At 56.9% G+C, this 24,590-nt stretch carries 23 protein-coding genes; 19 read left to right on the top strand and 4 right to left on the bottom strand.

Annotation, left to right across the window (positions count from 1 at the left end; genetic code table 11):
• Nucleotides 1-321: 321 nt before the first annotated feature.
• The 4 genes from ENH71_RS14695 to ENH71_RS14680 all read left to right on the top strand — a co-directional run bounded on the left by ENH71_RS14695 (nt 322) and on the right by ENH71_RS14680 (nt 3,322).
• Entirely contained in the window at nt 322-849 is a 528-nt protein-coding gene (locus ENH71_RS14695) for a glycine zipper 2TM domain-containing protein (RefSeq protein ID WP_294130778.1), read from the top strand.
• A gap of 75 nt (nt 850-924) precedes the next feature.
• Nucleotides 925-1,257 carry a PepSY domain-containing protein gene (locus ENH71_RS14690; RefSeq protein WP_294130780.1) on the top strand — a complete coding sequence of 111 codons (333 nt, stop codon included), beginning with the start codon at nt 925-927 and terminating at the stop codon, nt 1,255-1,257.
• 3 nt (nt 1,258-1,260) lie between these two features.
• Nucleotides 1,261-1,935: a response regulator transcription factor gene (locus ENH71_RS14685; protein ID WP_294130782.1), complete on the top strand. Its 675-nt coding sequence runs from the start codon at nt 1,261-1,263 to the stop codon at nt 1,933-1,935.
• Nucleotide 1,936: 1 nt separating this feature from the next.
• Nucleotides 1,937-3,322 carry an ATP-binding protein gene (locus ENH71_RS14680; protein WP_294130787.1) on the top strand — a complete coding sequence of 462 codons (1,386 nt, stop codon included), beginning with the start codon at nt 1,937-1,939 and terminating at the stop codon, nt 3,320-3,322.
• A gap of 33 nt (nt 3,323-3,355) precedes the next feature.
• Here ENH71_RS14680 and ENH71_RS14675 read toward each other — a convergent pair whose 3' ends face one another.
• Nucleotides 3,356-4,114, bottom strand: a complete 759-nt coding sequence (locus tag ENH71_RS14675) for a sulfite exporter TauE/SafE family protein (protein ID WP_294130791.1) — start codon at nt 4,112-4,114, stop codon at nt 3,356-3,358.
• Nucleotides 4,115-4,325: 211 nt separating this feature from the next.
• On the opposite strand from ENH71_RS14675, the gene pilV reads away from it, so the two are divergent.
• The 3 genes from pilV to ENH71_RS14660 are packed head-to-tail and all read left to right on the top strand — an operon-like array spanning nt 4,326 to nt 6,117.
• Entirely contained in the window at nt 4,326-4,820 is a 495-nt protein-coding gene (gene pilV / locus ENH71_RS14670) for a type IV pilus modification protein PilV (RefSeq protein WP_294130793.1), read from the top strand.
• Nucleotides 4,820-5,569, top strand: a complete 750-nt coding sequence (locus ENH71_RS14665; protein ID WP_294130795.1) for a PilW family protein — start codon at nt 4,820-4,822, stop codon at nt 5,567-5,569. Before pilV ends, ENH71_RS14665 begins: the two co-directional genes overlap by 1 nt.
• On the top strand, nt 5,566-6,117 hold the full coding sequence (locus ENH71_RS14660; RefSeq protein ID WP_294130797.1) for a pilus assembly PilX family protein: 552 nt from the start codon (nt 5,566-5,568) through the stop codon (nt 6,115-6,117). The genes ENH71_RS14665 and ENH71_RS14660 overlap by 4 nt, the downstream gene beginning before the upstream one ends.
• Before the next feature lie 29 nt (nt 6,118-6,146).
• On the opposite strand, the gene ENH71_RS14655 is transcribed toward ENH71_RS14660, so the two are convergent.
• On the bottom strand, nt 6,147-6,722 hold the full coding sequence (locus ENH71_RS14655; RefSeq protein WP_294130800.1) for a GspH/FimT family pseudopilin: 576 nt from the start codon (nt 6,720-6,722) through the stop codon (nt 6,147-6,149).
• Nucleotides 6,723-6,874: 152 nt separating this feature from the next.
• On the opposite strand from ENH71_RS14655, the gene thiO reads away from it, so the two are divergent.
• From thiO to ENH71_RS14640, 3 genes are all read left to right on the top strand, one after another.
• Nucleotides 6,875-7,996 carry a glycine oxidase ThiO gene (gene thiO, locus ENH71_RS14650; RefSeq protein WP_414704681.1) on the top strand — a complete coding sequence of 374 codons (1,122 nt, stop codon included), beginning with the start codon at nt 6,875-6,877 and terminating at the stop codon, nt 7,994-7,996.
• Between the two features lie 150 nt (nt 7,997-8,146).
• Nucleotides 8,147-9,832: an NAD+ synthase gene (locus tag ENH71_RS14645; RefSeq protein ID WP_294130802.1), complete on the top strand. Its 1,686-nt coding sequence runs from the start codon at nt 8,147-8,149 to the stop codon at nt 9,830-9,832.
• Between the two features lie 48 nt (nt 9,833-9,880).
• A complete protein-coding gene (locus ENH71_RS14640) occupies nt 9,881-10,480 on the top strand; it encodes an SIS domain-containing protein (RefSeq protein ID WP_294130803.1) in 600 nt (199 codons plus the stop codon).
• 43 nt (nt 10,481-10,523) lie between these two features.
• Here ENH71_RS14640 and bamD read toward each other — a convergent pair whose 3' ends face one another.
• Nucleotides 10,524-11,534, bottom strand: coding sequence for an outer membrane protein assembly factor BamD (bamD, locus tag ENH71_RS14635; protein WP_294130804.1), 1,011 nt, complete (start codon nt 11,532-11,534; stop codon nt 10,524-10,526).
• Between the two features lie 88 nt (nt 11,535-11,622).
• Between bamD and rluD the strand changes: the two genes are divergently transcribed.
• The 5 genes from rluD (at nt 11,623) to ilvN (ending at nt 18,806) form a co-directional block, all read left to right on the top strand.
• On the top strand, nt 11,623-12,579 hold the full coding sequence (gene rluD, locus ENH71_RS14630; RefSeq protein WP_294130806.1) for a 23S rRNA pseudouridine(1911/1915/1917) synthase RluD: 957 nt from the start codon (nt 11,623-11,625) through the stop codon (nt 12,577-12,579).
• The gene (gene pgeF / locus ENH71_RS14625) at nt 12,579-13,373 is read left to right on the top strand and encodes a peptidoglycan editing factor PgeF (RefSeq protein WP_294130808.1); all 795 of its coding nucleotides are present in this window, start codon (nt 12,579-12,581) and stop codon (nt 13,371-13,373) included. Before rluD ends, pgeF begins: the two co-directional genes overlap by 1 nt.
• Nucleotides 13,374-13,534: 161 nt before the next feature.
• Nucleotides 13,535-16,147 carry an ATP-dependent chaperone ClpB gene (clpB, locus tag ENH71_RS14620; RefSeq protein ID WP_294137932.1) on the top strand — a complete coding sequence of 871 codons (2,613 nt, stop codon included), beginning with the start codon at nt 13,535-13,537 and terminating at the stop codon, nt 16,145-16,147.
• A gap of 441 nt (nt 16,148-16,588) precedes the next feature.
• Nucleotides 16,589-18,313, top strand: coding sequence for an acetolactate synthase 3 large subunit (locus ENH71_RS14615; protein ID WP_294136153.1), 1,725 nt, complete (start codon nt 16,589-16,591; stop codon nt 18,311-18,313).
• A gap of 1 nt (nt 18,314) precedes the next feature.
• Nucleotides 18,315-18,806 (top strand): acetolactate synthase small subunit, encoded by a 492-nt coding sequence (gene ilvN, locus ENH71_RS14610; RefSeq protein WP_294136151.1) that lies wholly within the window; start codon nt 18,315-18,317, stop codon nt 18,804-18,806.
• Nucleotides 18,807-19,126: 320 nt separating this feature from the next.
• On the opposite strand, the gene ilvC is transcribed toward ilvN, so the two are convergent.
• On the bottom strand, nt 19,127-20,596 hold the full coding sequence (ilvC, locus tag ENH71_RS14605) for a ketol-acid reductoisomerase (protein WP_294136147.1): 1,470 nt from the start codon (nt 20,594-20,596) through the stop codon (nt 19,127-19,129).
• Between the two features lie 151 nt (nt 20,597-20,747).
• On the opposite strand from ilvC, the gene ilvY reads away from it, so the two are divergent.
• From ilvY to msrQ, 4 genes are all read left to right on the top strand, one after another.
• Entirely contained in the window at nt 20,748-21,644 is an 897-nt protein-coding gene (ilvY, locus tag ENH71_RS14600; protein ID WP_294136145.1) for an HTH-type transcriptional activator IlvY, read from the top strand.
• A gap of 77 nt (nt 21,645-21,721) precedes the next feature.
• Complete coding sequence (gene pssA, locus ENH71_RS14595) at nt 21,722-22,564, top strand: CDP-diacylglycerol--serine O-phosphatidyltransferase (protein ID WP_294136143.1); 843 nt, start codon at nt 21,722-21,724, stop codon at nt 22,562-22,564.
• Nucleotides 22,565-22,644: 80 nt separating this feature from the next.
• Nucleotides 22,645-23,688 (top strand): protein-methionine-sulfoxide reductase catalytic subunit MsrP, encoded by a 1,044-nt coding sequence (gene msrP, locus ENH71_RS14590; RefSeq protein WP_294136142.1) that lies wholly within the window; start codon nt 22,645-22,647, stop codon nt 23,686-23,688.
• Nucleotides 23,689-23,717: 29 nt separating this feature from the next.
• Entirely contained in the window at nt 23,718-24,362 is a 645-nt protein-coding gene (gene msrQ, locus ENH71_RS14585) for a protein-methionine-sulfoxide reductase heme-binding subunit MsrQ (protein WP_294136140.1), read from the top strand.
• The last annotated feature ends 228 nt before the right edge of the window (nt 24,363-24,590 follow it).

Genomic DNA, 24,590 nt, shown 5'->3' with positions numbered 1-24,590 from the left:
GGCTAAAACGAGCAAAACGAGCAAAAACGAGAAAGCCTGGTGAATTGTAATTGTTGTTATGTGAAGCAGTCCGGATTGTACCCGTATTCCCCGTCAAATCAATAGTCTATGTTGCCTCCTTTGTCAGGTGTCGGCAGTTTTCGCACAGCTGAAGGCGAAACCGTCATGTCGTTAAGTCTGGATTCAGCTCCTGCGCCTTAATCTGTCAGCCGAAACAGAATAATAGTGAGGTGTGATATGAAAAAGCCATTAGCCCGGATGTTAAAGCCATTAGCTCAGCTGTCAAAGCCATTAGCGAAGGTGTTAAAGCCATTAGCGCCCGTGTTAAAGCCAGCCGGCGTGCTGACCCTCAGTGTCAGCGCACTGTGTATGTCGTCACCAGCACTGGCCCAGACCCGGTATGTTTATGCTGACGTATTGGAGTCACGACCGATTTACCAGTCGGTAACTGTCTCCGCGCCGCGGGAAGAGTGCTGGCAGGAGCAGGTCAGAGTCAGGGATTCGCATCGATCGGGCAGCCGCACACCGGCGCTGCTCAGCGCCATTGTGGGGGGAGCGATCGGCAATGCAGTCGGCACCAACAGCTCCAGCCGCAAAGTCGGTACTGTGGTGGGTGCCGTGTTGGGGCACTCTGTCGGCCGTGATATAGTGAACGCCAATAACCGGCACGAGCCGGCCCGGTATCAGACCGTGCAGCATTGCGAAGTCGTGGATGAATACTACGATGAAGAGCGGCTGATGGGGTATCAGGTCAGGTATCGATACAATGGTGAAGACTTCTCGGTGCGCATGGATGACAACCCCGGTGAGCGCATTCGCTTGCGGGTGCAGGTCGAGCCAGTGCAGTGAGAGCCCCGATGGCGGATTGGCTGCCTGGCTCGCGGCGCCGGTTTTACAGTCAATAGTCATTTTCAGTGGGGATATATGAAATTGCCAGTTTGGATACAGGATCATCAGCAACGCGCCCGGCATTTGGTGCTGTCGGGTGTCATGGCGGTGCTGGTGTCTGGCCTGATGGCCGGCTTGCCCGCGACATCCCTGGCGCAGCCGCAGGGCGGGCAGGCTTCTGAACAGGTCGGCCCGGTAAATCAGGAACAGGCGCTGGAGAGAGTGCGGGCCAATTTTCCCGGCACCGTCATAAGTATCAATGAAGTGAGACAGAACGGCCGCCTGCGTTATCGGGTCCGGCTTGATAACGAGGGTAACATCTACACGGTATTTGTGGATCAGGCGACAGGTGAGTTGAGCAGGGAGTAGAGCATGCGGTTGTTGGTCGTGGAAGATGAAAGCCTGTTGCGGCAGCAACTGAAAATGGGACTCGAGCGGGCCGGCTACGTCGTAGATGATGCGGCCGACGGTGTCACTGGTCTGTATCAGGCCACCGAATATGACTACGACGCCGCCATCATAGATCTCGGACTGCCGCAGCTTGACGGTATCAGCGTTATCACCAAGCTGAGGGAGGCCGGCAAGAAATACCCCGTGCTGATTCTGACGGCTCGCGGTGACTGGCAGGACAAAGTGGCGGGTCTGGATGCCGGGGCTGATGACTATGTGGTGAAACCGTTCCGGCTGGAAGAGATTCAGGCGCGCCTGAACGCACTGTTACGCCGCGCCGCCGGATTCGCCAGCCCTGCCATCGTCAGTGGTCCGGTACAGCTGGACACCTCTGCCAAACGTGTGACGGTTCATGGTGCCAGTGTCGAACTCACCGCCTATGAGTACAAAACGCTGGAGTACCTCATGCTGCACCCCGACCAGGTCATCTCGAAGGCCGAACTGACCGAGCACCTGTACGCCCAGGACTTCGACCGGGACAGTAATGTACTGGAAGTTTTTGTGCGTCGACTGCGACAGAAACTGGATCCTGAACAGACTCTGCAGCCCATCGAAACCGTGCGAGGCCAGGGCTATCGCATGCGGGCAATGGATTGACATGGTGACGACCCGCATCGGTGGGTATTCCCTGCAGAATCGGCTGCTGGTTGCGGTCAGTGTATTGCTGACGGTATTTCTGGGATTGACCGGTGTGGTACTTGACCGGGCTTTCCGTAATAGCCTGGAGACGGGCGTGGCTGAGCAGCTGCAAGTGCAGATCTATGTGCTGTTGGCCGCCGTCGATGAAACAGATGGTAATTTCTATTTCAGTGAAAATCTCCGCGAGCCACGGTTTTCACAACTTAATTCCAATCTCTATGGTTTTATCAGCAGCGCTAGCGAAGGCGAATTGTTGCGAACGTCGTCGGCGCTTGATATTGATTATGAAACGCTGAGTCTGGACTATGACCTGGGCATTGGTAATACCAGCTTTGGTCGTTTGCAAACGACATCGGGTAGCGAATTTTTTGTCAGCAGTTATGCGGTGACCTGGGAAAACCGGCGTTCGCCAATCCTGTTCTCGGTGCTGGAGTCAACCGACACTTTCAAGGCTGAAGCGGCAGGTTTCAGAAACAGTTTATGGTCCTGGCTTGGAGGGCTGGCAGTACTGTTGCTGGTGCTACAGGTGCTGCTGCTACGTTGGGGGCTGGCGCCGTTGCGGCGGCTGGCAACGGACCTGCAACAGATTGAAGCCGGGCAAAGTGAGGCACTTGATACTTCATACCCGCGGGAGTTGAGTGCCGTTACCCGGAACCTGAATTTGCTGATTCAGTCTGAACGCAAACAGCAGTCTCGATATCGCACCACGTTGGCGGATCTGGCGCATAGCCTGAAAACTCCGCTGGCGGTGATTCAGGGCGAGCTTGGCCGTGACGCTGCCGGCAACAGTCAGGAATCATTGGTGCAGGAACAGCTTGATCGGATGAATCAGATTGTGACCTATCAATTGCAGCGCGCGGTCAGCGCGGGTAACGCCAGCACGCTGGCCCGACAGGTAAACGTTGCCGACGTGGTCGCAAGGGTGTCGCGTACACTGCAGAAAGTGTATGCCGACAAAGCGGTAAACATAGAGCTTAATATCGATCCTGCACTCAATTTTCTGGGTGATGAACGCGATCTGATGGAGATGCTCGGCAACCTGCTGGACAATGCCTGCAAATATGGACGTGGCAAGGTGGCAGTATCGGCGGTGCTGTTGTCTGATGCGCCGCCCAGCATGCGCCTGCAAATTGAAGACAATGGTCCCGGTATATCAGCTGATGATCGTGATCGGGTATTGCAACGCGGCGTTCGGCTCGACACGCTGGCACAGGGGCAGGGTATTGGCCTGGCCGTCGTGGCCGACATTGCGACCGGCTACGGTGCCAGCGTCAGTGTGGCTGATAGCAGACTGGGCGGCGCTGCCATTGTGATAGTGTTTGATAATATCCGGGTTGCGGACTGACAGGTTATGACACCGACGTGTTCGTATGCCTGTTCAGAACAGGACCGCAGCCGCGCATGACACCAATGTCATGGCAAACAGAAACCACTTGATGGTACTTTGTTGCACACTGATGGCAAAACGCACACTGAGAAAACTGCCCAGCATGGTGCCCAGCGCCAGAATCAGGCCGGGCACCCATGCCACCTGGTCAAACCAGATGAAAATCAGCAATGATATGGCGGTGAAAGCCAGAGTGCAGACCATCTTGAGCGCATTGGCACGCACCAGATCGTAACGCAAAACCCCGGCCAGTGCGGCGAGCAGAATAAACCCCACCCCGGCCTGAACAAACCCACCGTAAACTCCCGCGAGCAACAGACTCCACCAGGCAGCCCGACTTTCGCTGACTGATTTCACCGGTGTTCCCGGCGGCGGCGCGATAAAGCCCGGACGCATCAGGATGACGGCAGACATGGTAAGTACGGTACCCAGCAGCAGTGGTTTCAGCGCGACATTGGGCATCAGTGCAGCGGTCAGCGCGCCAAGGGCGCCGCCGATCATACTGGGTACCAGAATGGACCGGATCGAGGGGGTGTCCAGTTTGCCGTAATGATGAAAGCCTTTCACCGCCACCATGCCCTGCAGAATCACGCCTACCCGATTGGTACCGTTGGCCACGTCCGGTGGCAGGCCGAGCACCATCAGCATGGGCAGGGTCAGGTTTGAACCGCCGCCTGCCAGGGTGTTTATCCAGCCCGCAATAAGCCCCAGGAATGCCAGCAAAGCGAGTAACAACGGATCATATTCCATGAGGGGACCGCACGGCGCTGAGGCGCTGAAGAAGTGAAGCGCGGATTATAGGTAAAAACTTCAGGTAATGCCAAAACGCGCGGGGTGAGGCCAGATTTGCGATAGTGTGTCGCGCCGCACACTTGAGCAACTGGATCGGCCCGGCGCCCTCTGATTGACTACTATTCAGATACATGTACGGGAAAAGCACCAGTGATGGAAGCAGCATGCGATGAAAACCAGTTCTGTCAACGCACCGCAAAAGCACTGTGGCATGGCGCTACTGGAAGTGCTGTTGAGCAGTTTTATCATCGCCACGGGCATTGCTGCCGTTCTGTCCATGCAGGCCCTGGGCGTGGGCACGGTGCAAGCTAACCGCCATTTTCTGCAGGCTGAGTGGTTGCTGTACGATATGATCGAGCGCATGAAAGCCAACCCGGCGGGTTTTGCTGCGTCGCTGGCGAACATGCCGCAGGGTCAGGTCAATGTCGATTGCGAGTCCCGCACCGGCTGCTGGTATATCGAACTGGCGGCACATGATCTCGCGCAGTGGCATTGGCAACTGCAATCTTTGCTGCCCTCCGGTCGTGGCGAGATCGTGCCGACCCCCATGGCAGGCTACCCCGATGCTGCCCGCGTGTATCGCGTGCTGGTGCGCTGGCACGGTAGCGAGGATGACGAACAGTTCGCCTCGATGCCGCTCAGCAGCGGGGTCGTGGTGTTGTGATGCGGCTGTCGTGGTTGCGCTGTCAGGGTATGACACTGCTGGAGTTGTTGATCGCATTGGCTCTTGGTGCCGGTCTGAGTGCTGTCATCATGCAGCTTTTCACGGGTAGCATGCGCCTGCAATCGGTGCAGCGTTCGGAGCAGGACCTGCAACAGCGGGCGGCCTATGCCCAGTTTATCTTGCGAGCCAGTATCCTTGAATCGGCGGCGCCGTGTGCGGCTGGCGACGCGGTACCGACTACCGGGGCTGGCCCCGGGATTGAAATACTGGCGGCCAACACCGGATCGGTGAGTGCTCTTGCCGGAAGTCATGTATTGCGTTTGCGTACCAGTGACTGTGAGGAGCCGGTTCACTTTCTTTATATCGCACGACGCAGCAGCGCCGGCCAGCCGGCAGGGCTGTACCGACGTCGGCTACGTAGCGACGGTACCTTGAGCGCAGCGGAAGAACTGATCGAGGGTGTGACAGCAATGACCGCAACGGTCGGTATCGAGCTGTTGCCGGTAGCGCCCGAACCTGCCTCTGAATTAGCCCGTGGAGCTGACCATAAACCTGTCGATAAGCCCAGGGTTGCCTATGTCAGTGTCGATCAGGTCGGCGATTGGTCCCGGGTGTTCAGCGTGAATCTCACTTTGTCAGTGCAGCAGGTGATGATAAGCGGGGAGGCGGGCAGCGGTGGCTTGACGATGACATTCAGCACAGCATTGCGGCAGTCTGAGTTGCATGGGCGTGGTCAGAGGACGATATGAAGTCTGTTTTTTGGTGCTGTCAGTGGCGTCAGCGACAACGCGGCTCGGCGCTCCTGTTGACGCTGATTTTCATGGCGGTATTGGCGAGGATGGCGTTATCGGCGGTGGATGCGGCGTTGCTGGGTACGTCGCTGGCGCTGAACTACCGGGATCACGATCGTGTCTTCCATGCCGCTGAAGCCTTGTTGTTTGCGCTGGATTCGTCATTGCTGGCGCGCGTGCAGTCCGATGGCTTGCAGGTGACACTGAGCACTTTGTCGGATGTCGAGGTCAGTATCGTGATGTCGCCCGGGATGATGGAAAACTCGGGTGCCACAAAAATGTCTTATCAGGCAGTCAGTGCCGGACATGATTTTTACTTTTCCGCGCCCGGTGCGCCTGCGGTTACTTGCGGGCCGCTGTATCAGTTGGCAGTCCGGGCATCAGGGGTGCGTCCGGGCACAGATGTCGGTCTGGGTCTGGAGCGCCGGGTCTGCTGTGTTGACGCGCTTGCCTGCGAGGCCGGCGATTTTGCCTCGACAAACCGGCAATGGCGCCGGCTGCACTGATGTCACTGGCAACGGCTGTGTGCTGCCGGTCATGAGCAGCGCAGTGGCTGACCCCGGCTGTCTTCCCGATAGCCGTCTCCGTCGTTATCACGGGCAAAACGAAAGCGTCCACTGCCGTTGAGTACAAGCTGATGGGCAGGCTCGCTGCTGTGAGCGGGCGGGCACCAGGTAAAGTTGCCATTCTGGCCGCTCAATCCGCCGTAATGATCAATCAGCAGGCGCTGCCGATTGCCGAAGGCGCGCCAGTCAAGTTGGCCCCTGAGCTCCGGCCAACGTACAATTGCGACCGGTTCTTCATCCATGCTGCGTTGCCGGTTGTCATCGTTATCAAAAAAAAGCATGGCGCCGGTTTGCCAGTTTGCGGTGCACCTGCGCTGCTCATCAACAGGACACAAGGTGATCGTGTGACGACGCCGGATGGCAGCGCTGCGCCCCGTTTCCACCAGAGTCAGGAATTGGCGCAGCACTCTGGACGACTCCTCCCGCTCCAGCACGGTGAATGCAGGCAGGGCAAGAGAGGTCAGTGTTGCTATAATTGCCAGCGTCGCGAACAGTTCCAGCAAACTCACACCCTGTTGAGTATACAAATTGAATGAGCCGGACATGGGGAACCTCCTTGTGCAGAGTATAGTCGCTGGCCGCCACCCAGCGCCGACTTTTAAGGGTCCGGCCGCCAGGCGCGGCATGTCGGGTCGTCGGGCTGGCAGAATAAAAGGTTGAAAGGTTGAAAGGTTGAAAGGTTGAAAGGAAAAGGATATTGAGTGATTTTCTGATAATTGGCGGCGGCGTTTCCGGAATGCTTGTCGCCCGCGGCCTGAGTCATGGTGGCGCCAGTGTGCAGCTCGTGGAACGGGGTGAGTGCGGTCGCGAAGCTTCCTGGGCGGGCGGTGGCATCGTATCGCCACTGTATCCGTGGCGGTACTCCGAACCGGTAACAGCGCTGGCCAACCGGGCCCAGGATGCCTATCCCGAACTGGCGCAGGCGTTGGCTGATGAAACCGGCATTGATCCGGAGCTGAGCATTTGTGGCCTGTTGATGCTGGACGCCGAGGATCATGTTGATGCCTTGCAATGGGCACAGCGACATGGGCGGCCCATGCAAACCTGGCAGGCACCGCAGATTTATGCACGCGAACCCGGGCTCGCCAGTGGCAGCGAACGTGCCCTGTATATGCCAACCGTAGCGAATGTCCGGAACCCACGACTGGTCAGGGCGCTGGCGGCCAGTTTGCGTTTGCAGGCGTCTGTTGATGTGCGCGAACAGTCCGAAATTCTGCGTTTTGAAACTGACGGCGAACGCCTGACAGCGGTGTGGCTGCGACATCAGAACCAGGAAGTCAAAGTGCAGGCAGATGCGTTTGTACTGGCCGCCGGTGCCTGGACCGGCTTGCTGCTGGCCATGCTAGGGCAGACACTTCCGGTGACGCCGGTTAAAGGTCAAATGCTGTTGTACAAGGCGGACAGGCCTTTACTGAGTGGTATCGTGCTTAGCCAGGGGCGATACCTGATTCCCCGGCGTGACCACCATATTCTGGTGGGCAGTACCCTGGAGCATAGCGAGTTTGACAAGTCTGTTACCGCTCAGGCTTGCGACAGCCTGCGGGCATCGGCGGAGCAGATGTTGCCGGTGCTGTCGTCACTGCCGGTCTTGCAGCAGTGGGCCGGATTGCGGCCGGGGTCGCCGGACGGTATTCCGTTTATCGGCAAAATACCCGGGTTCAGCAATGTTTATGTCAATGCGGGCCACTATCGTAATGGTCTGGTGTTGGCGCCCGCATCCGCTGATCTACTGGTGGCACTGTTGACCGGCACCTCTGCGGGACTGGACCCTGAGCCTTACGATCCCGGGATGCGGGGCATAAAACCGGTGGCATGGTGATGATGTTTGTTGTCGGTTGCCCGGTTTGGCCGTAACCGGCGTATACCTTGGAAAGCGCGTATTTGGCGTTTTACTTCTGCTGCACGTTTGACCGACAATACCGCAGCTTTTCTCCGCAGGATCAGGAAGACCGGAACAATAGAGGATCGTATGAGCAGCCAGTTGACGATAGTAATGGCGCAATTGAATCTGATGGTGGGAGATATTCCCGGTAATACCGCGGCAATCCTGCAGGCCGCGCGCGAAGCCGTCAGTGTTCACAATGCCGATGTGGTGGTTTACCCGGAGCTGAGTCTGATCAGCTATCCGGCTGAGGACCTGCTTTTGCGACCCAGTCTGGCGCCGCGGATCTCGGCCGCATTGCAACAGCTCTGCGAGGCCGGCGTCTCCGCCCACCTGGTCGTTGGTTATCCATTGCTGGAAAACGGACAGCTCTACAATGCGTTGTCGGTTATCCACGACGGTCAGATAAAAGCGACCTACCGCAAACAGAGCCTGCCCAATTACCAGGTGTTTGACGAGCGCCGCTATTTTCAGGCTGGCAGTGCTCCCTGCATCATCAACATCAAAGGCTTGCCGGTAGCACTGACAATCTGCGAAGACCTGTGGGAGCCACTGCCCATCCGGCAGGCGTCACAGGCCGGTGCGGGTTTGCTGATCAACATCAATGCATCGCCGTTTCATGCCGACAAGCAGGAGCGACGCCAGCGTTTGCTGGCGCGACGTGGTCTGGAGTCGGGTACACCAATCCTTTACGTCAATCAGGTAGGCGGGCAGGATGAGCTGGTCTTCGATGGCAACTCCATGATTGCGGACGCGGAAGGTAACGTCACCGTTGTGGGGCCGGCATTCACCGAAGCGCTGATACCGGTTGTATTCCGGATTGAAAATTCGCTGGCCTGGCCCGAGCTTGCTGACCCGGGGGCCGCCATAGGCCCGGACTCGGTGCTGATGACACCAACAGACAGAGACGTCGAACAACGTTGTTACCAGGCCATGATGCTGGGCCTGCAGGATTACGTGCGCAAAAACCGCTTCAGCTCTGTCATTCTGGGCTTGTCAGGTGGTATTGATTCAGCATTGACGTTGGCGATTGCCGTCGATGCATTGGGTGCCGACCAGGTAACAGCAATCATGATGCCCTTTACCTATACGTCCGAATTGAGCGTGCGGCTGGCAGCCGCGCAGGCGGAACGACTGCGGGTGAATTATGATGTGATTCCGATTACCGACTGTTACCAGGCTTTTGCGGGCGCCCTCGCGGGCCAGTTCGCCGGCCTGCCAACAGACCTGACCGAACAGAATATTCAGGCTCGTTGCCGGGGCGTGATGCTGATGGCCATTTCCAATAAAAAAGGCGCTCTGGTGCTGACCACCGGTAACAAGAGCGAGATTGCTGTTGGTTACTCCACGTTGTACGGTGACATGGCTGGTGGTTTTAATGTGCTGAAAGACGCCAGCAAAACGCTGGTGTATCGTCTGGCCAGATACCGTAATGCCGCTGCTGCGGAAGGCGGCGAGGCGGATGTGATCCCGCCGGAGGTTATCGACCGCCCACCGTCGGCTGAACTGGCTCCGGGACAGCAGGATGACGACAATCTGCCGCCTTATGATCGTCTGGATCAGATTCTGGCCTTGTATATTGAAGCTGATCTGAGCGCGGAGGCGATTGTTGCCAGAGGTTTCGCAGACGACGAGGTGCGTCGGGTCATTCGCCTGGTGGATATCAACGAATATAAACGGCGTCAGGCACCCATCGGCGTGCGCCTGACAGAGCGGGCCTTTGGCCGCGACCGCCGCTACCCGATTACGCAGGGGTGGGCCGCAGGTGAATGAGCTGCGTGCAATCAATAGCCCGGCCCGGCACCCGGCAAGGAGGTGGGTTTGAACGACACTAAACAGATCATAACTGGCACGTTGACGGAAGCACGGGATTATCTCGAGCGGTTTCTAGCAGATGAAAACAGTACCCATGCTATTGCGGCGGCGGCGGCGGCGCTGATCGCAGCCCTGCGCAATGGCGGCGCTGTATATAGCTGTGGCAACGGCGGCTCGATGAGCGATGCCATGCATTTTGCCGAGGAGCTAACGGGGCGCTATCGCGACAACCGCCCGGGGCTTTCAGCCACCGCCATCAGTGATCCGGGGCATATCAGTTGTGTTGCCAATGATTTTGGCTACGAGCATATTTTTTCGCGCTACTTGCAGGCACGGGGCAGAGCGGGAGACTGTCTGTTCGCCATCAGTACCAGTGGTACCAGCAAAAATGTGATCAAGGCGGCGGAATATGCCCGTGATAACGGCATTCATGTCGTCAGCCTGACAGGCACTGCCGGATCAGCTCTGGGCCAGCTGGCCACGGTTGATATCAGTGCCGGTGCGAGTCGCTACGCTGACCGCGTGCAGGAAGTGCATATCAAGGTGATACACATTTTGATTGAGCTGATTGAGCGGGACTTCTTCCCGGAGAATTATCCGGTCTGAGTTATAGCGCCGCCGGGCATCTTTGGCGCCCGGCGGCAGTCAGTCAGATCGGGTTGGGAGAGCCGGGCGGGGGTTCGCTGGGCAACGGCGCCGAGGCTGCATCACGACCGAAGCGACCCAGGGTCAGGATATTGAGTAGTGATCGGCCGCGTTCCGGTACTGCATTGTCGGGCGCGACAGAACGCTGGGGCCGGCTGGTTGGTGCCAGTGGTGTGTTATCTTCGTTGCTGCCCAGCAGGCCGAAGGTGACCGTGTACAACAATGACGGGTTGGTGACGTGATTACGCACGATAAAGTCGCCATTGTTGTCCAGCGTCTCATGATCGGCGTAGTTGGTGCGCAATAGCGCCAGTGACGTATCTGCCAGGTCGTTCAGACCCAGGCGCAGATAACACTCCACCATGATGGCCACGGCATCGGCAACCACGGGGCTGCCCTGGAAGTTCTCCACCACATAACGGCCCCGGTTCAGCGCTGCAATATAAGCGCGTCGCTCCAGATAATAGTTGGCGACGTGGATTTCGTAGGCGGCCAGATTGTTGCGCAGGAACACCATACGGGCGCGTGCATCGGCAGTGTAATCGCTGTCGGGATACAGGGTCATGAGCAGGGAGAATTCATTAAAAGCATCGCGCGCCCGGCTGATGTCCCGCTTGGAAGGATCGGTGGGCAAAAAGCGGCTCATGAAACCCGTGTTCTCGGAAAAGGTTGCCACCCCTTTCATGTAGTAAGCGTAGTCGATACTCTCATGGTCAGGGTGCAAGCGGATAAAACGGTCCGCAGCGGCACGCGCACCCTCCACATTGGAAGCACGATAGTGAGCGTAGATCAGTTCCAGTTGTGCCTGGGCGGCGTACTGACCGAACGGAAACCGTGACTCAAGTGCCTGATAGGTTCGCACCGCACCGGTGAAGTTTGATGCATTCAACTGCTGATTGGCAGTCCGGTAGAATTGCTCTTCCGTTGACATGGAAGCAAATTCATCGCGGTCCTCGCCGAACGAAGAACAGGAAACAACAGTTATGAATAACGCAAGGATTAGCAGTACTCGCACGCTCAATACACCTCTTGACTGGCAAAACAGACTATAATGCCTGTCGTTAATCGTTTATTTAACCACACCATCCGGTCTATACCCAAATATGTCAGAACGAATTTCCCTATCCGCCATTGTCCCCGACGATCTTGATGGCGCCAGATTAGACCAGGCTGCGGCCAGTTTGTTCGCAGATTATTCGCGCGGACGATTACAGCAGTGGATAAAAGACGGGTTTCTGCTCGTCAACACCGGTCACAAGCGGGCCAAGGATCGTCTCAGTGCCGGTGACAGGCTGGAGCTGAGAGCCGAAATGGACGAGGCGCCTGACAATGGCTGGCAGGCGGAAGCGCTGGATCTGGATATCGTCTACGAAGACGACGCTGTGCTGGTGCTCAACAAGGCCGCTGGCACTGTTGTGCATCCGGCCGCCGGCAATCGCAGTGGCACCCTGATGAACGGTTTGCTGCATCATTGTCCCGCACTGCAACACCTGCCGCGGGCGGGTATTGTGCACCGGCTGGACAAGGATACGACAGGATTGATGGTGGTCGCCAAGACTCTGCCCGCCCATCACCGGCTGGTTCGTCAATTGCAGAAACGCACGGTTACCCGCCAGTACGAAGCGGTGGTTCAGGGTGTACTGACCGCGGGCGGCATGGTGGACGAGCCGCTGGGGCGACATCCGGTGCAGCGCAAAAAACGTGCTGTGGTCCAAAGTGGCAAACCGTCGGTCACCCATTACCGGGTGATCAAGCGCTTCCGGGCGCATACTCACGTCCAGTTAAAACTGGAAACCGGCCGCACGCACCAGATTCGTGTCCATATGAGTCATATCAGGCACCCGCTGATCGGAGACCCGGTTTACGGCGGGCGGTTGCATATCCCCGCCGGCTGCAGCCCCGAACTGGCTGAACAGCTGAGGCAGTTCAAGCGGCAGGCGCTGCACGCTGCCCGGCTGGGGTTTGTCCACCCTGATAGCGGGGAAGAGGTGAGCTGGGAAGTGCCAGCTCCGGAGGACATGTTGCAGCTACTGGATATTCTGAAGCGGGATTCAGACTGATGTCGGGCGCAGCCGGTGTGCGGGACCTGATTCCTGCCAGGTTGCGCTGGCAGACGCCGGACTGGCCGGCGCCTGCCAGCATCGGCGCGATGGTGACTACCCGGCTGGACGGATACAGTGCGCCGCCGTATGACAGCCTGAACCTGGGAACACATGTGGGTGACAAGGCCTCTTCGGTAGCGCGTAACCGGCGTCTGCTGCGGAATGCCGTCCCTGACCTCAAACGTCTGCAATGGTTACACCAGGTCCACGGCACCCGTGCCATCACCGTGGTGGCTGGCAATAACCCCTTGCGCAGGCGGCAGGCGGATGCCGGCTGCGTCATGCAGCCGGGTGACGGTATCGCAGTGTTGACCGCTGACTGTTTGCCGGTGCTGATCTGTTCGCGCGATGGCCGCATTGCCGCAGCGGCGCACGCTGGCTGGCGGGGGCTGGTGCAAGGCGTGCTGGAAAATACTGTTTCTGCTACCGGGTGTCGGGGCTCTGAGCTGATGGCCTGGCTGGGACCGGCAATCGGGCCCTGCTGTTTTGAAATCGGTGATGAGGTGAAGGCCGCGTTTATGGCGGCTGCGGCCACCGCGGATGGTTTTGTGCCGGTGCCCGGCAAACCGGGCAAGAGCCTGATGGATATCTATGCGGTGGCACGGCAACGTCTGTTGGCTGTCGGCGTTTCGGATGTTCATGGCGGCGGGCAATGCACTGTCTGTGATCACCGGCATTTCTACTCATACCGGCGCGATGGTGTGACCGGGCGCATGGCCAGTCTGATCTATTTAAAGAGGCAGGCTGTTTGAAGGCTTGATCCAGCGCAACAATTGTTTAGACAGCGGTCATTATCTGCTGCCAAATCCCCTCGCACGCTTGAATTTGTCCGGTTTAACCTCAATCTATACATCATAGACAAATGACGACCGGGCCGCTGTCCGGTGCGGAAACTGGTTCGCTGAGGTGAATGATGAGAATGGATCAACTGACAAGCAAGCTCCAAGCCGCGCTGGCTGATGCGCAATCGCTGGCGCTGGGCAATGACAACAATTTTATCGAGCCTGTGCATTTGATGATCAGCCTGCTCGATCAGAAGGGTGGCTCGGTACGTCCCTTACTGTCGCAAACCGGGTTCGACCTGACGGCTTTGCGCACAGGACTCAACGACATCCTCCAGCGCCTGCCCAAGGTGGAAGGTAATGGTGCTGATGTGGCAATGTCCAACGAGCTGGGACGGTTGCTGAATCAGGCTGACAAGACCTCTCAGAAAAACGGTGACAAATTCATCTCCAGCGAATCCGTCATGTTGGCGGCGATGGCTGACAAGGGTGAGCTGGGCCGTCTGCTGATCAGCTTTGGTATTTCCGAAAAAGCTCTGCAGACAGCGATCAATAATTTGCGCGGCGGCGAGAAAGTCACCGATGCCGAGGCGGAAGAATCCTGGCAGGCGCTGTCCAAATACTGTATCGATCTGACCGAGCGTGCCGGCAAAGGCGGCCTGGATCCGGTGATTGGCCGTGACAGTGAGATTCGCCGCACCATTCAGGTACTGCAGCGCCGGACCAAAAACAACCCGGTGCTTATCGGGGAGCCGGGTGTCGGTAAAACTGCCATCATTGAAGGTCTGGCTCAGCGTATCGTCAACGGCGAAGTACCAGAGGGTTTAAAAGACAAAAAAATCCTGGCCCTGGATATGGGCGCCTTGATCGCCGGCGCCAAGTTTCGTGGGGAATTTGAGGAGCGCTTGAAGGGCGTGCTGAAAGAGCTTTCCAAACAGGAAGGTTCGGTCATTCTGTTTATTGATGAAATTCACACCATGGTGGGTGCCGGCAAGGCAGAAGGCTCCATGGACGCCGGCAATATGCTGAAGCCGGCGCTGGCCCGCGGCGAGCTGCATTGTGTCGGCGCCACGACGCTGGATGAGTACCGCAAATACATCGAGAAAGATGCTGCACTGGAACGCCGGTTTCAGAAGGTGCTGGTGGATGAACCCTCGGAGGAGGACACCATTGCGATTTTGCGTGGCCTGAAAGAGCGCTACGAAGTTCACCACGGCGTGCAGATTGCAGACGCGGCGATTATCGCGGCGGCGCGGTTGTCACAGCGCTATATCCCCGATCGTCAGTTACCGGACAAGGCCATCGACCTGATTGACGAAGCAGCCAGCATGATTCGCATGGAAATCGATTCCAAGCCGGAAGAGATGGACAAGCTCGAGCGTCGCCTGATTCAGTTGAAAATCGAGCGGGAGGCGCTGAAAAAAGAGGAAGATGACGCTTCGCGTAAACGTCTGGAGAAACTGGCGGAAGACATTCAGCGCGTGGAAAAAGAGTTTGCCGACCTCGACGAAATCTGGAAGGCAGAAAAAGCCTCGGTGCATGGCACCCAGTCTATCAAGAGTAATCTGGAAAAAGCCCGTGCTGATCTGGAGTCCGCTCGCCGAGCCGGCGACCTGGCGCGAATGTCCGAGTTGCAATACGGTGTGATTCCCAATCTGGAAAAAACCCTGGATATGTCTACCCAGGCCGAGATGATGGACATGCAGTTGTTGCGCAGCCGGGTGACCGAGGAAGAGATCGCTGATGTGGTTTCGCGCTGGACCGGGATACCGGTATCCAAAATGTTGCAAAGCGACCGGCACAAGTTGTTGCAGATGGAAGATGCACTGCACAAACGTGTGATTGGCCAGCACGAGGCGATCACTGCCGTGGCCAACGCCGTGCGTCGTTCGCGTTCCGGCCTGTCCGACCCGAACCGTCCCAACGGTTCCTTCCTGTTCCTGGGGCCAACCGGTGTCGGCAAGACTGAACTGTGCAAAGCTCTGGCCGAGTTTCTGTTCGATACCGAAGAAGCCATGGTGCGTATCGATATGTCCGAGTTTATGGAGCAGCACTCTGTGGCTCGCCTGATCGGGGCGCCTCCCGGCTACGTCGGTTATGAAGAGGGTGGCTATCTGACCGAGGCCGTGCGCCGCCGGCCATATTCGGTGCTGTTGCTGGACGAGGTGGAAAAAGCGCACCCGGATGTCTTTAACATTCTGTTGCAGGTATTGGATGATGGTCGACTGACCGATGGTCACGGCCGCACCGTGGACTTCCGCAATACCGTGATTGTGATGACGTCCAACCTGGGCTCTGACCGTATCCAGGAAATGCTGGGTGACAACCCTACCGACGAGGCGGCGTACGAGCGCGTGAAACAGGATGTGATGTCGGTGGTAACGCGGCATTTCCGTCCCGAATTCGTCAACCGTATCGACGAGACTGTTGTGTTCCATCCGCTGGCAGCCAGCCAGATCCGGGGTATTGCTGATATTCAGATTGCTTCGCTCAACAAGCGCCTGAATTACAATGACCTGGCCATTGAGGTTTCGGATGCGGTGCTGGATAAAGTGGCCGAGTTGGGCTACGACCCGGTATATGGCGCCAGGCCCCTGCGCCGCGCGGTGCAGAACTGGATCGAGAACCCGCTGGCGCAGCGTGTCATCCAGGGAGAGTACGAGCCCGGTGACTGTATTCTTGTTGATGTTGACGAGAATGGCTTTATTTTCGATAAACGCTCACAACAAGGGCCTCGCGCTTGACAATACGTCAAATCGTGGGAAAATTGCGTGTTGCTGGCGAGGCACTCTTACCGGGTTCCCCGCCGCACGCAGACTGAGAAGGTAATCCCCTCCCCCAATCTGCTCTGGCCGGGTTGCGTCGAAAAATGTCAGCCCCGGGGCTTGCTTAGGTGTCAGACAACATCCACCTAGGTTCCAGTACGTTACCGACGTCCGGAACCGTCATGTTTCAGAGCTTTTTATGTGGCTCAAGGCTGCTTATGTGGCTCAAGGCTGCTTATGTGGCTCAAGGCTGCTTATGTGGCTCAAGGCTGCCATATTGCTCCGATATCCTTGTTGATTGATCTTGTTGATTGGTCCTGGTTTTAAAAAGATTAACTTTATCTGCGAAGATTCTGTCCCCGGACAGTGTCTTATTGATGCCATTGCTGGTGTCACATTTTTATTTGAGAGGCTATAACTGTGGAATTGCTTTCTGGTGGTGAAATGCTGATTCGTGCGCTGCACGACGAGGGCGTTGAGCTGTTGTTCGGATATCCGGGCGGCGCCGCGCTGCATATTTACGATGCGATATTCAACCAGGACAAGGTGGCTCATATTCTGGTCCGTCACGAGCAGGCGGCAACGCATGCTGCTGACGGGTATGCCAGAGCCACCGGCAAGCCTGGTGTGGTGCTGGTAACGTCCGGCCCGGGCGCAACCAATGCCATTACCGGCATTGCGACAGCATTTATGGATTCCGTTCCCATGGTAGTCATCTCGGGTCAGGTGGACAGCTCCCTGATCGGTTCCGATGCGTTCCAGGAGACCGACATGGTGGGTGTGTCCCGGCCCATCGTAAAGCACAGTTTTATGGTGCAGAACGCCGAAGATATTCCCATGGTGGTGAAAAAGGCATTTCATATTGCGACGACCGGCCGACCCGGCCCGGTCGTTATCGACGTGCCCAAGGATGCCACGGATCCGGCGCGCAAGTTCGAGTACCAGTACCCGTCGACGGTGAAGATGCGTTCCTATTCGGTACCGTCCAAAGGCCATACCGGGCAGATAAAGAAAGCAGTGGAGATTCTGCTGGCCGCCAAGCGCCCGATTATCTACGCCGGTGGCGGGGTCATCCAGGGCAACGCGTCCGAGTTGCTGACACAGTTTGCACGCAAGCTGGGTTACCCGGTCACCAATACCCTGATGGGCTTGGGCGCGTTCCCGGCGCCGGACAAACAGTTCCTCGGCATGCTGGGCATGCACGGTACCTATGAAGCCAATAACGCCATGCATTTCAGTGATGTGGTGCTGGGTATCGGTGTCCGCTTTGATGACCGCGTGACCAATGCGGTTTCCAAGTTCTGCCCGGGTGCCAAGATTCTGCATGTGGATATTGATCCGGCCTCGATTTCAAAAACGGTAGCGGCGGATGTGCCTATTGTGGGCTCGGTCACCAGCGTACTGGAAGAAATGCTGGAACTGGTCGCACAGGCTGACGCGAAAGTGGATCGCAAGTCGCTGGATTTGTGGTGGCAGCAGATAGAGGGCTGGCGCGCCAAGCAGTGCCTGAAAGTGACCCCGGCTGAAAACGATGTGATCAAGCCGCAGCAGGTGGTTGAAAGTGTTTATCGGGTAACCGGGGGCGAAGCCTACGTGTCATCTGATGTCGGCCAGCATCAGATGTTTGCTGCGCAGTACTATCATTTTGACAAGCCACGTCGCTGGATCAATTCCGGCGGTCTGGGCACCATGGGTTTCGGTTTTCCGGCCGCCATGGGTGTGCAACTGGCGTTTCCGGATGCGATCTCGGTATGTATTACCGGTGAGGGTAGTATTCAGATGTGTATCCAGGAACTGGCTACCTGTCTGCAATACGGATTACCGGTGAAGATTGTGTGTCTTAACAATGAGTCGCTGGGTATGGTCAGGCAGTGGCAGGATATGCAGTATGGCGGCCGTTATTCCAATAGCACCTACTCGGAGTCGCTGCCTGATTTTGTCAAACTGGTGGAGGCGTATGGTCATGTTGGGGTTCGCATCGAGAAGTTGTCGGAGCTGGACCAGAAAATGACAGAGGCGTTTGCCCTGAAAGACCGGTTGGTATTCATTGATGTGGCAGTTGACCCTTCGGAACATGTGTATCCGATGGCGATCAAGGGTGGTTCGATGAAGGATATGTATCTGAGCAAAACGGAGCGAACATAAGATGAGGCACATTATATCCATTCTGTTGGAGAATGAACCTGGCGCTTTGTCTCGTGTGGTGGGCTTGTTTTCTCAGCGTAATTACAATATTGAATCACTGACGGTAGCGCCGACGGAGGATCATACCCTGTCACGGCTGACGATCACGACCATTGGCGATGATCGCAAGATCGAGCAGATCACCAAACATCTGAACAAGCTGATTGATGTGGTGAAGCTGGTTGACCTGACCGAAGGTTCGCACATTGAACGTGAGCTGATGTTGCTGAAGGTGAAGGCGACGGGGGCACAGCGGGCGGAGATCAAGCGCACGACGGATATTTTCCGGGGTCAGATTGTGGATGTGACGAGCACGGTGTACAGCATTCAGCTGACGGGTGCGTCGGATAAGCTGGACAGTTTTCTGGCGGCCATTGGCAATGCTTCTGTGCTGGAGGTTGCGCGGACCGGGGTGACGGGTATCTCTCGGGGGGAGAAGGTGCTTAGTCTCTGAGGGACTATGCGAGTCCTCCTGTATGAGTTCAGTGGCAGCGCTGGCTGAGGAGCAAGTAGCAGTCGCGACCGACCGCTTCCTCCGCAAATCCGCCCGGCGCTGCGGAACTCGACCTCGCTTGCGCTCGGGACTCGGACAATCCTCGCGCTTTATCGGGCGGATTTGCTGCGGAAAAGCGCGGCCTGATTGGTCGCTCGTTGCCACTTGCTCCTCAGCCAGCGCCGTCGGGCAGCATTGATAATTGTTGAAAATAAAAAGGGCCGGAGCTTACTGATAATTCAGTGGCTCCGGCCCTTTTTTATTGAGCGCCGGAAAAGGGCTTAGATGGCCTTTTTCATGGCGGTCATGTAGGAGCGCAGACGACGACCGACAACTTCGATCGGGTGATTGCGCAGGCCCTGGTTGACCGCGATCAGCTCCGCATTGTCGACGCTGTTGTCCTTGACGTTGAGACCTTTGCCGATGACGTCGGTGTCAATTTTCTGCATGAAGTCTTTCAGCAGCGGTACACATTCGTGTGAGAACAGGTAGCAGCCGTACTCTGCCGTGTCGGAGATTACCTTGTTCATTTCATACAGCTTTTTGCGGCCGATCAGGTTCGCAATCAGTGGGGTTTCATGCAGTGACTCGTAGTAGGCAGACTCTTCGATGATACCGGCAGCGGTCATGGTTTCGAAGGCCAGCTCAACGCCGGCTTTCAACATGGCGGCCATCAGGATGCCATTGTCATAGTATTCCTGCTCGGAGATGTCCATGTTGCCCGGGGTGGATTTCTCGAACGCGGTTTCGGCAGTCTGTTCACGCCAGGTCAGCAGCTTCTTGTCGTCATTGGCCCAGTCTTCCATCATGTCACGAGAGAACTCGCCCGCAATGATGTTGTCCATGTGCTTCTGGAACAACGGCGCCATGATATCCTTGAGTTCCTGTGCCAATGAGTTGGCAACGAGTTTGGCCGGGTTGGACAGGCGATCCATCATGTTGGTGATGCCGCCGTGCTTGAGGCCTTCCGATACCACTTCCCAGCCGTGCTGGATCAGTTTGGAGGCATAACCGGCTTCGACGCCTTTTTCAATCATGCGGTTGTAGCACAGGATGGAACCGGCCTGCAGCATGCCGCAAAGAATGGTCTGCTCACCCATCAGGTCGGATTTGACTTCGGCGATGAAGGACGATTCCAGCACGCCCGCGCGGTGACCACCGGTGGCGGCCGCGTAAGCCTTGGCAATGTCCAGGCCGTCACCATTGGGATCGTTTTCCGCGTGTACGGCGATCAGTGTCGGTACGCCAAAACCGCGCTTGTACTCTTCACGTACTTCAGTGCCCGGGCACTTTGGTGCCACCATAACGACGGTCAGGTCGTCACGAATCTGCATGCCTTCTTCAACGATGTTGAAACCATGGGAATAGGCCAGGCAAGCGCCTTTTTTCATCAGCGGCATGACCTGCTTGACCACGGCGGTGTGCTGTTTGTCCGGGGTCAGGTTCAGTACCAGGTCTGCCTGGGGGATCAGGTCTTCGTAAGTGCCGACATTAAAGCCGTTCTCCGACGCATTTTTCCAGGACTGACGCTTTTCGGCGATCGCTTCCGCACGCAGTGCGTAGCTGATATCCAGGCCGCTGTCGCGCATGTTCAGACCCTGGTTCAGGCCCTGGGCGCCACAACCGACGATGACAACCTTTTTGCCTAACAGGCGGTTAACGCCGTCAGCAAATTCAGCGCGATCCATAAAGCGGCATTTGCCCAGTTGCTGCAATTGCAGGCGCAAGGGCAGGGTGTTGAAGTAGTTCATGTTGGTATTCCTCTGGGCCGTTTATCTGGCAATTAAAAGTCGGGGTGGATGATAAAGGTTTGGTCGGATTGCGTAAAATGATATATTTGCAATCAACTGTTTCGATTCGCGCAACGTAAAGCCTTGTCGGCTCTTAAACTGGACGTTAAAAATGGACCTCAAAGACCTCCGGCTGTTCCTTCATCTCAGTAAAACCCTGCATTTTGCCAGAAGTAGCAAGGAATTACATATCAGTGCGTCGGGTCTGACGCGCGCCATACAGCGGCTGGAGCACGAATTCGGCGTCGCCCTGTTCGAGCGGGACAACCGAACCGTGCGTTTGACCACCGCCGGCTTGCAAGTGCGCGACTATGCCGTGCAGACGCTGGACCAGTTGCTGCAGCTCAAGTCCGACCTGCAGCGTCGCGGCGACGGCCTGCATGGCACGCTGAGCCTGTTCTGCTCGGTGACGGCCAGCTACAGTTTTCTGCATGAGTTGCTGCAACAGTTTCGTGCCGTCTACCCGCAGGTGGAGCTGCAGTTGCATACCGGCGACTCAGCATTGGCTCTGGAGCGGGTCATCGCGGGGCAGGACGATATCGCGATTGCTGCCATGCCCGATCGGCTGCCGGCCTCGTTGGCATTCCTGCCACTGGGTGAGTCCCCGCTGGTGTGCATCGGGCCGGTGCTGTCATGCCCGGTGCGGCAGTTATTGGAGCAGGGCAGGGACAGCGGTGATTATGACTGGCAGGCGCTGCCGGTGATCCTTCCGGAGACAGGCCTGGCGCGGTCGCGGCTGGAACATTGGTTTGCGCAGCGCGGTCAGAAGCCGCGGGTGTACGCCCAGGTCAGTGGCCATGAGGCCATGGTCAGTATGGTCAGTCTGGGCTGCGGTGTCGCGGTGGTGCCCAGAGTGGTGGTGGACAATAGCCCGGTCAGTGACCGGATCGAGATATTGCCGGTGATGCATGAGTTGCGTCCGTTCACAGTCGGGCTGTGCGCCCGGCGTCGCAAATTTGCCAATCCGCTGGTGAATGCATTGTGGCAGGTTGCCGCTGCAGGCCAGTAGTAGCGCGATGCATGTCGGGCCTCGCAAGCCACTGTCGGACGTGTATAATCAACACTTTAACTGGCCAGGGGTAGTGTATGGAGACGGAGAAAAATCCACCAGGCGATGATGCCCAGGAGCTGGAAGACAGCTTTATTCCGATTGATGAACATGAGGAGTTTGTCTCTCAGGATGGCAAGAAAATAAGTCGCAAAGGGATTTATCTGTTACCCAATTTGCTGACGCTGGGCGCATTATTTGCGGGTTTCTACGCCATCATTGCGGGCATGAACGGTAACTTTAACGCGGCCGGTTGGGCGATACTGATTGCGGCGGTGCTTGACGGTCTGGACGGGCGGGTTGCGCGCATGACCAATACCCAGAGCGCATTCGGGGCTCAGTTCGATAGCCTGGCTGATATGGTGTCGTTTGGTGTGGCACCGGCGCTGATCGTGTTCAGTTGGACGCTGTCGTCTATTGGTAACGCGGGCTGGGCGGCGAGTTTCATCTTTATGTCGTGCGCTGCGCTGCGGCTGGCGCGATTCAACGTCCAGCTTGGTACTGTCGACAAGCGGTTTTTCATGGGCCTGCAAAGTCCCGTCGCGGCAGGCCTGGTCACCTTTGTGGTGTGGGTTGCCTACAAGTATGGTATTGAGCCGGGTGTCTGGTTGTCGGGTGCCACTGCAGTGCTGACGGCCTTTGTCGGTCTGCTGATGGTGTCGAATTATCGTTATTACAGCTTCAAGGAGATCCACTTCAAGGGCACGGTGCCTTACGTGGTATTCCTGATGGCGGTGGTGCTGCTGGTGGTGATTGCCCAGCGTCCACATGAAGTTTTATTGTTAATGTGTGTTGTGTACGCTATTTCCGGTCCGGTTATTTCTTTGTATAGAAAAATTTCGGCCCGCAAGCGTAAAACCGAGAGCGATCCGGCAGCGTAATAAGTGCCATGAACTCGTGAAACGCCGGGCCGCACAGGCCCTGTATCCGATGCCCGCCTGAGGGCGTGAGAGGTGTAGTTATGTTGATCAAATCAGCCCCCGATATCCTGCCTTCTGAGATTACGCCGGAGTCGGTGTACCGCAACCGGCGGCAATTCATGGGTGATGCGCTCAAGTTTGGAGCTGCGGCCGGTGGCCTGGCGGCGATGCCGATATCTGCGTTTGGCGCTTCCGGCGATAGCTTGCGTGCCCGCGCACCTGCTGACATGGAGCGTTCGGCGCCGGCAGCCTGGTGGCAGGAGAAGTTTGCCGGCATTGAGGCTGCTGAACGAGGCGGCAAGTTCTGGACGGATGAGGATCTGACGCCCTATCGCGATGTCGTGAGCTATAACAACTTTTACGAATTTGGTACTGACAAGTCAGATCCTTTCCAGAACTCGCAAAGTTTCAACGTCGATCCGTGGTCGATCGAGATTACCGGCGAAGTGGACAATCCGGGGTCGTATGATCTGGAAGACTTCATGAAGCCGCACCAGCTGGAAGAGCGCATCTACCGTCTGCGCTGTGTGGAGCGATGGTCTATGGTGATTCCTTGGATCGGTTTTCCGCTGGCGGATTTGATCAAGCGGGTCGGGCCCACGTCCAAAGCCAAATACGTTGCGTTTGAAACACTACTGGATCCGGAGCAGATGCCGGGGCAGCGTGGGCGCTTCAGTGTGATTGAATGGCCTTACCGTGAAGGGCTGCGTATGGACGAGGCGATGAACCCGCTGAGTTTCCTCGCCGTTGGTTTGTATGGCAATTACATGCCGCCGCAGAACGGTGCGCCGATCCGGTTGGTGATTCCATGGAAGTATGGCTTCAAGAGCATCAAGTCCATTGTCCGTATTCATTTCACTGAAGCAGAACCCGAGACCTCGTGGAATATGTTGCAGCCCAGTGAATACGGTTTTTATGCCAATGTGAACCCCGAAGTGCATCATCCGCGCTGGCGCCAGGACATGGAAACGCGTCTGCCCACGACGCTGTTCAGCTCCGGGCGTATAGAAACGCGGATGTTTAACGGCTACGCAGATCAGGTAGCGCATCTGTATCAGGACATGGATCTGGCGCGATACTATTAAGCCAGCGGGTTTCTCTTGGTGGTTGTCTTTTGAGATCGTTGTCACAGGTAAAGGCTCTGCGCAATCCGCGATTCTGGCGGATTGTGCGTGCTGTGATCTTTTGTCTGGCGTTGTTGCCGTTTGCTTATCTGTTGCAGGGCGCGGTGCTGAATACCCTGGGCGCGGACCCGGCTCGGGAGCTGGCGCTGGAGACCGGTCGTTGGGCACTGCGATTTCTGCTGATGAGTCTGGCCATAACGCCCTTGCGGGAACAGACCGGGCTGGCCGGTCTGTTCCCGCTGCGCCGGACACTGGGGTTGTTTGCCCTGTTCTATGCGGTGCTGCACTTCATCATCTATATGGTGTTTCTGCTGGAGCTGCGCTGGTCCGAAATCGGCAGCGACATTGTTGAGCGCCCCTATATTACTGTCGGGTTTACTGCGCTGCTGATTCTTGTCGCCATGGGCGTCACCTCAACCAAGGCCATGATGCGCCGTCTGGGACGACGCTGGAAACGCCTGCATCAGCTGGTGTATCTGGCGTCATTGCTGGCGTTGCTGCACTTGTTGTGGATTCTGCGCACAGATCTTTTTGATGCAGTTTTTTATGGTACACTTCTCCTCCTGCTTTTGGGATATCGTCTGGTGACCCGTCTTAAACGGCGCGTCAAATCCGGTCGTCGGCAAACGGCATAGGCTGTAGCCGTAAACGACAGATGATGTTCACAAGATAGTCGCAATTTTTCAGCGAAATTTTGACAAAACACTTGCAGCAAATTAATACTGTGGCATAATGCGCGCCCTTGACGAGATAACGCTCTGGTCAAGGGAAGACAGCAGCAGTTTTTTCAGAGTTATTTGCCGGTGACAAGCTGGCAAAGAAAGTGAAAAAAAGTGCTTGCCAGATTGCTTGAAACGCGTATA

The sequence above is a fragment of the Pseudohongiella sp. genome, assembly GCF_011050365.1.
In the GTDB taxonomy this organism is placed as follows: domain Bacteria; phylum Pseudomonadota; class Gammaproteobacteria; order Pseudomonadales; family Pseudohongiellaceae; genus Pseudohongiella.
This window is presented reverse-complemented; position numbering and strand designations above follow the sequence as displayed.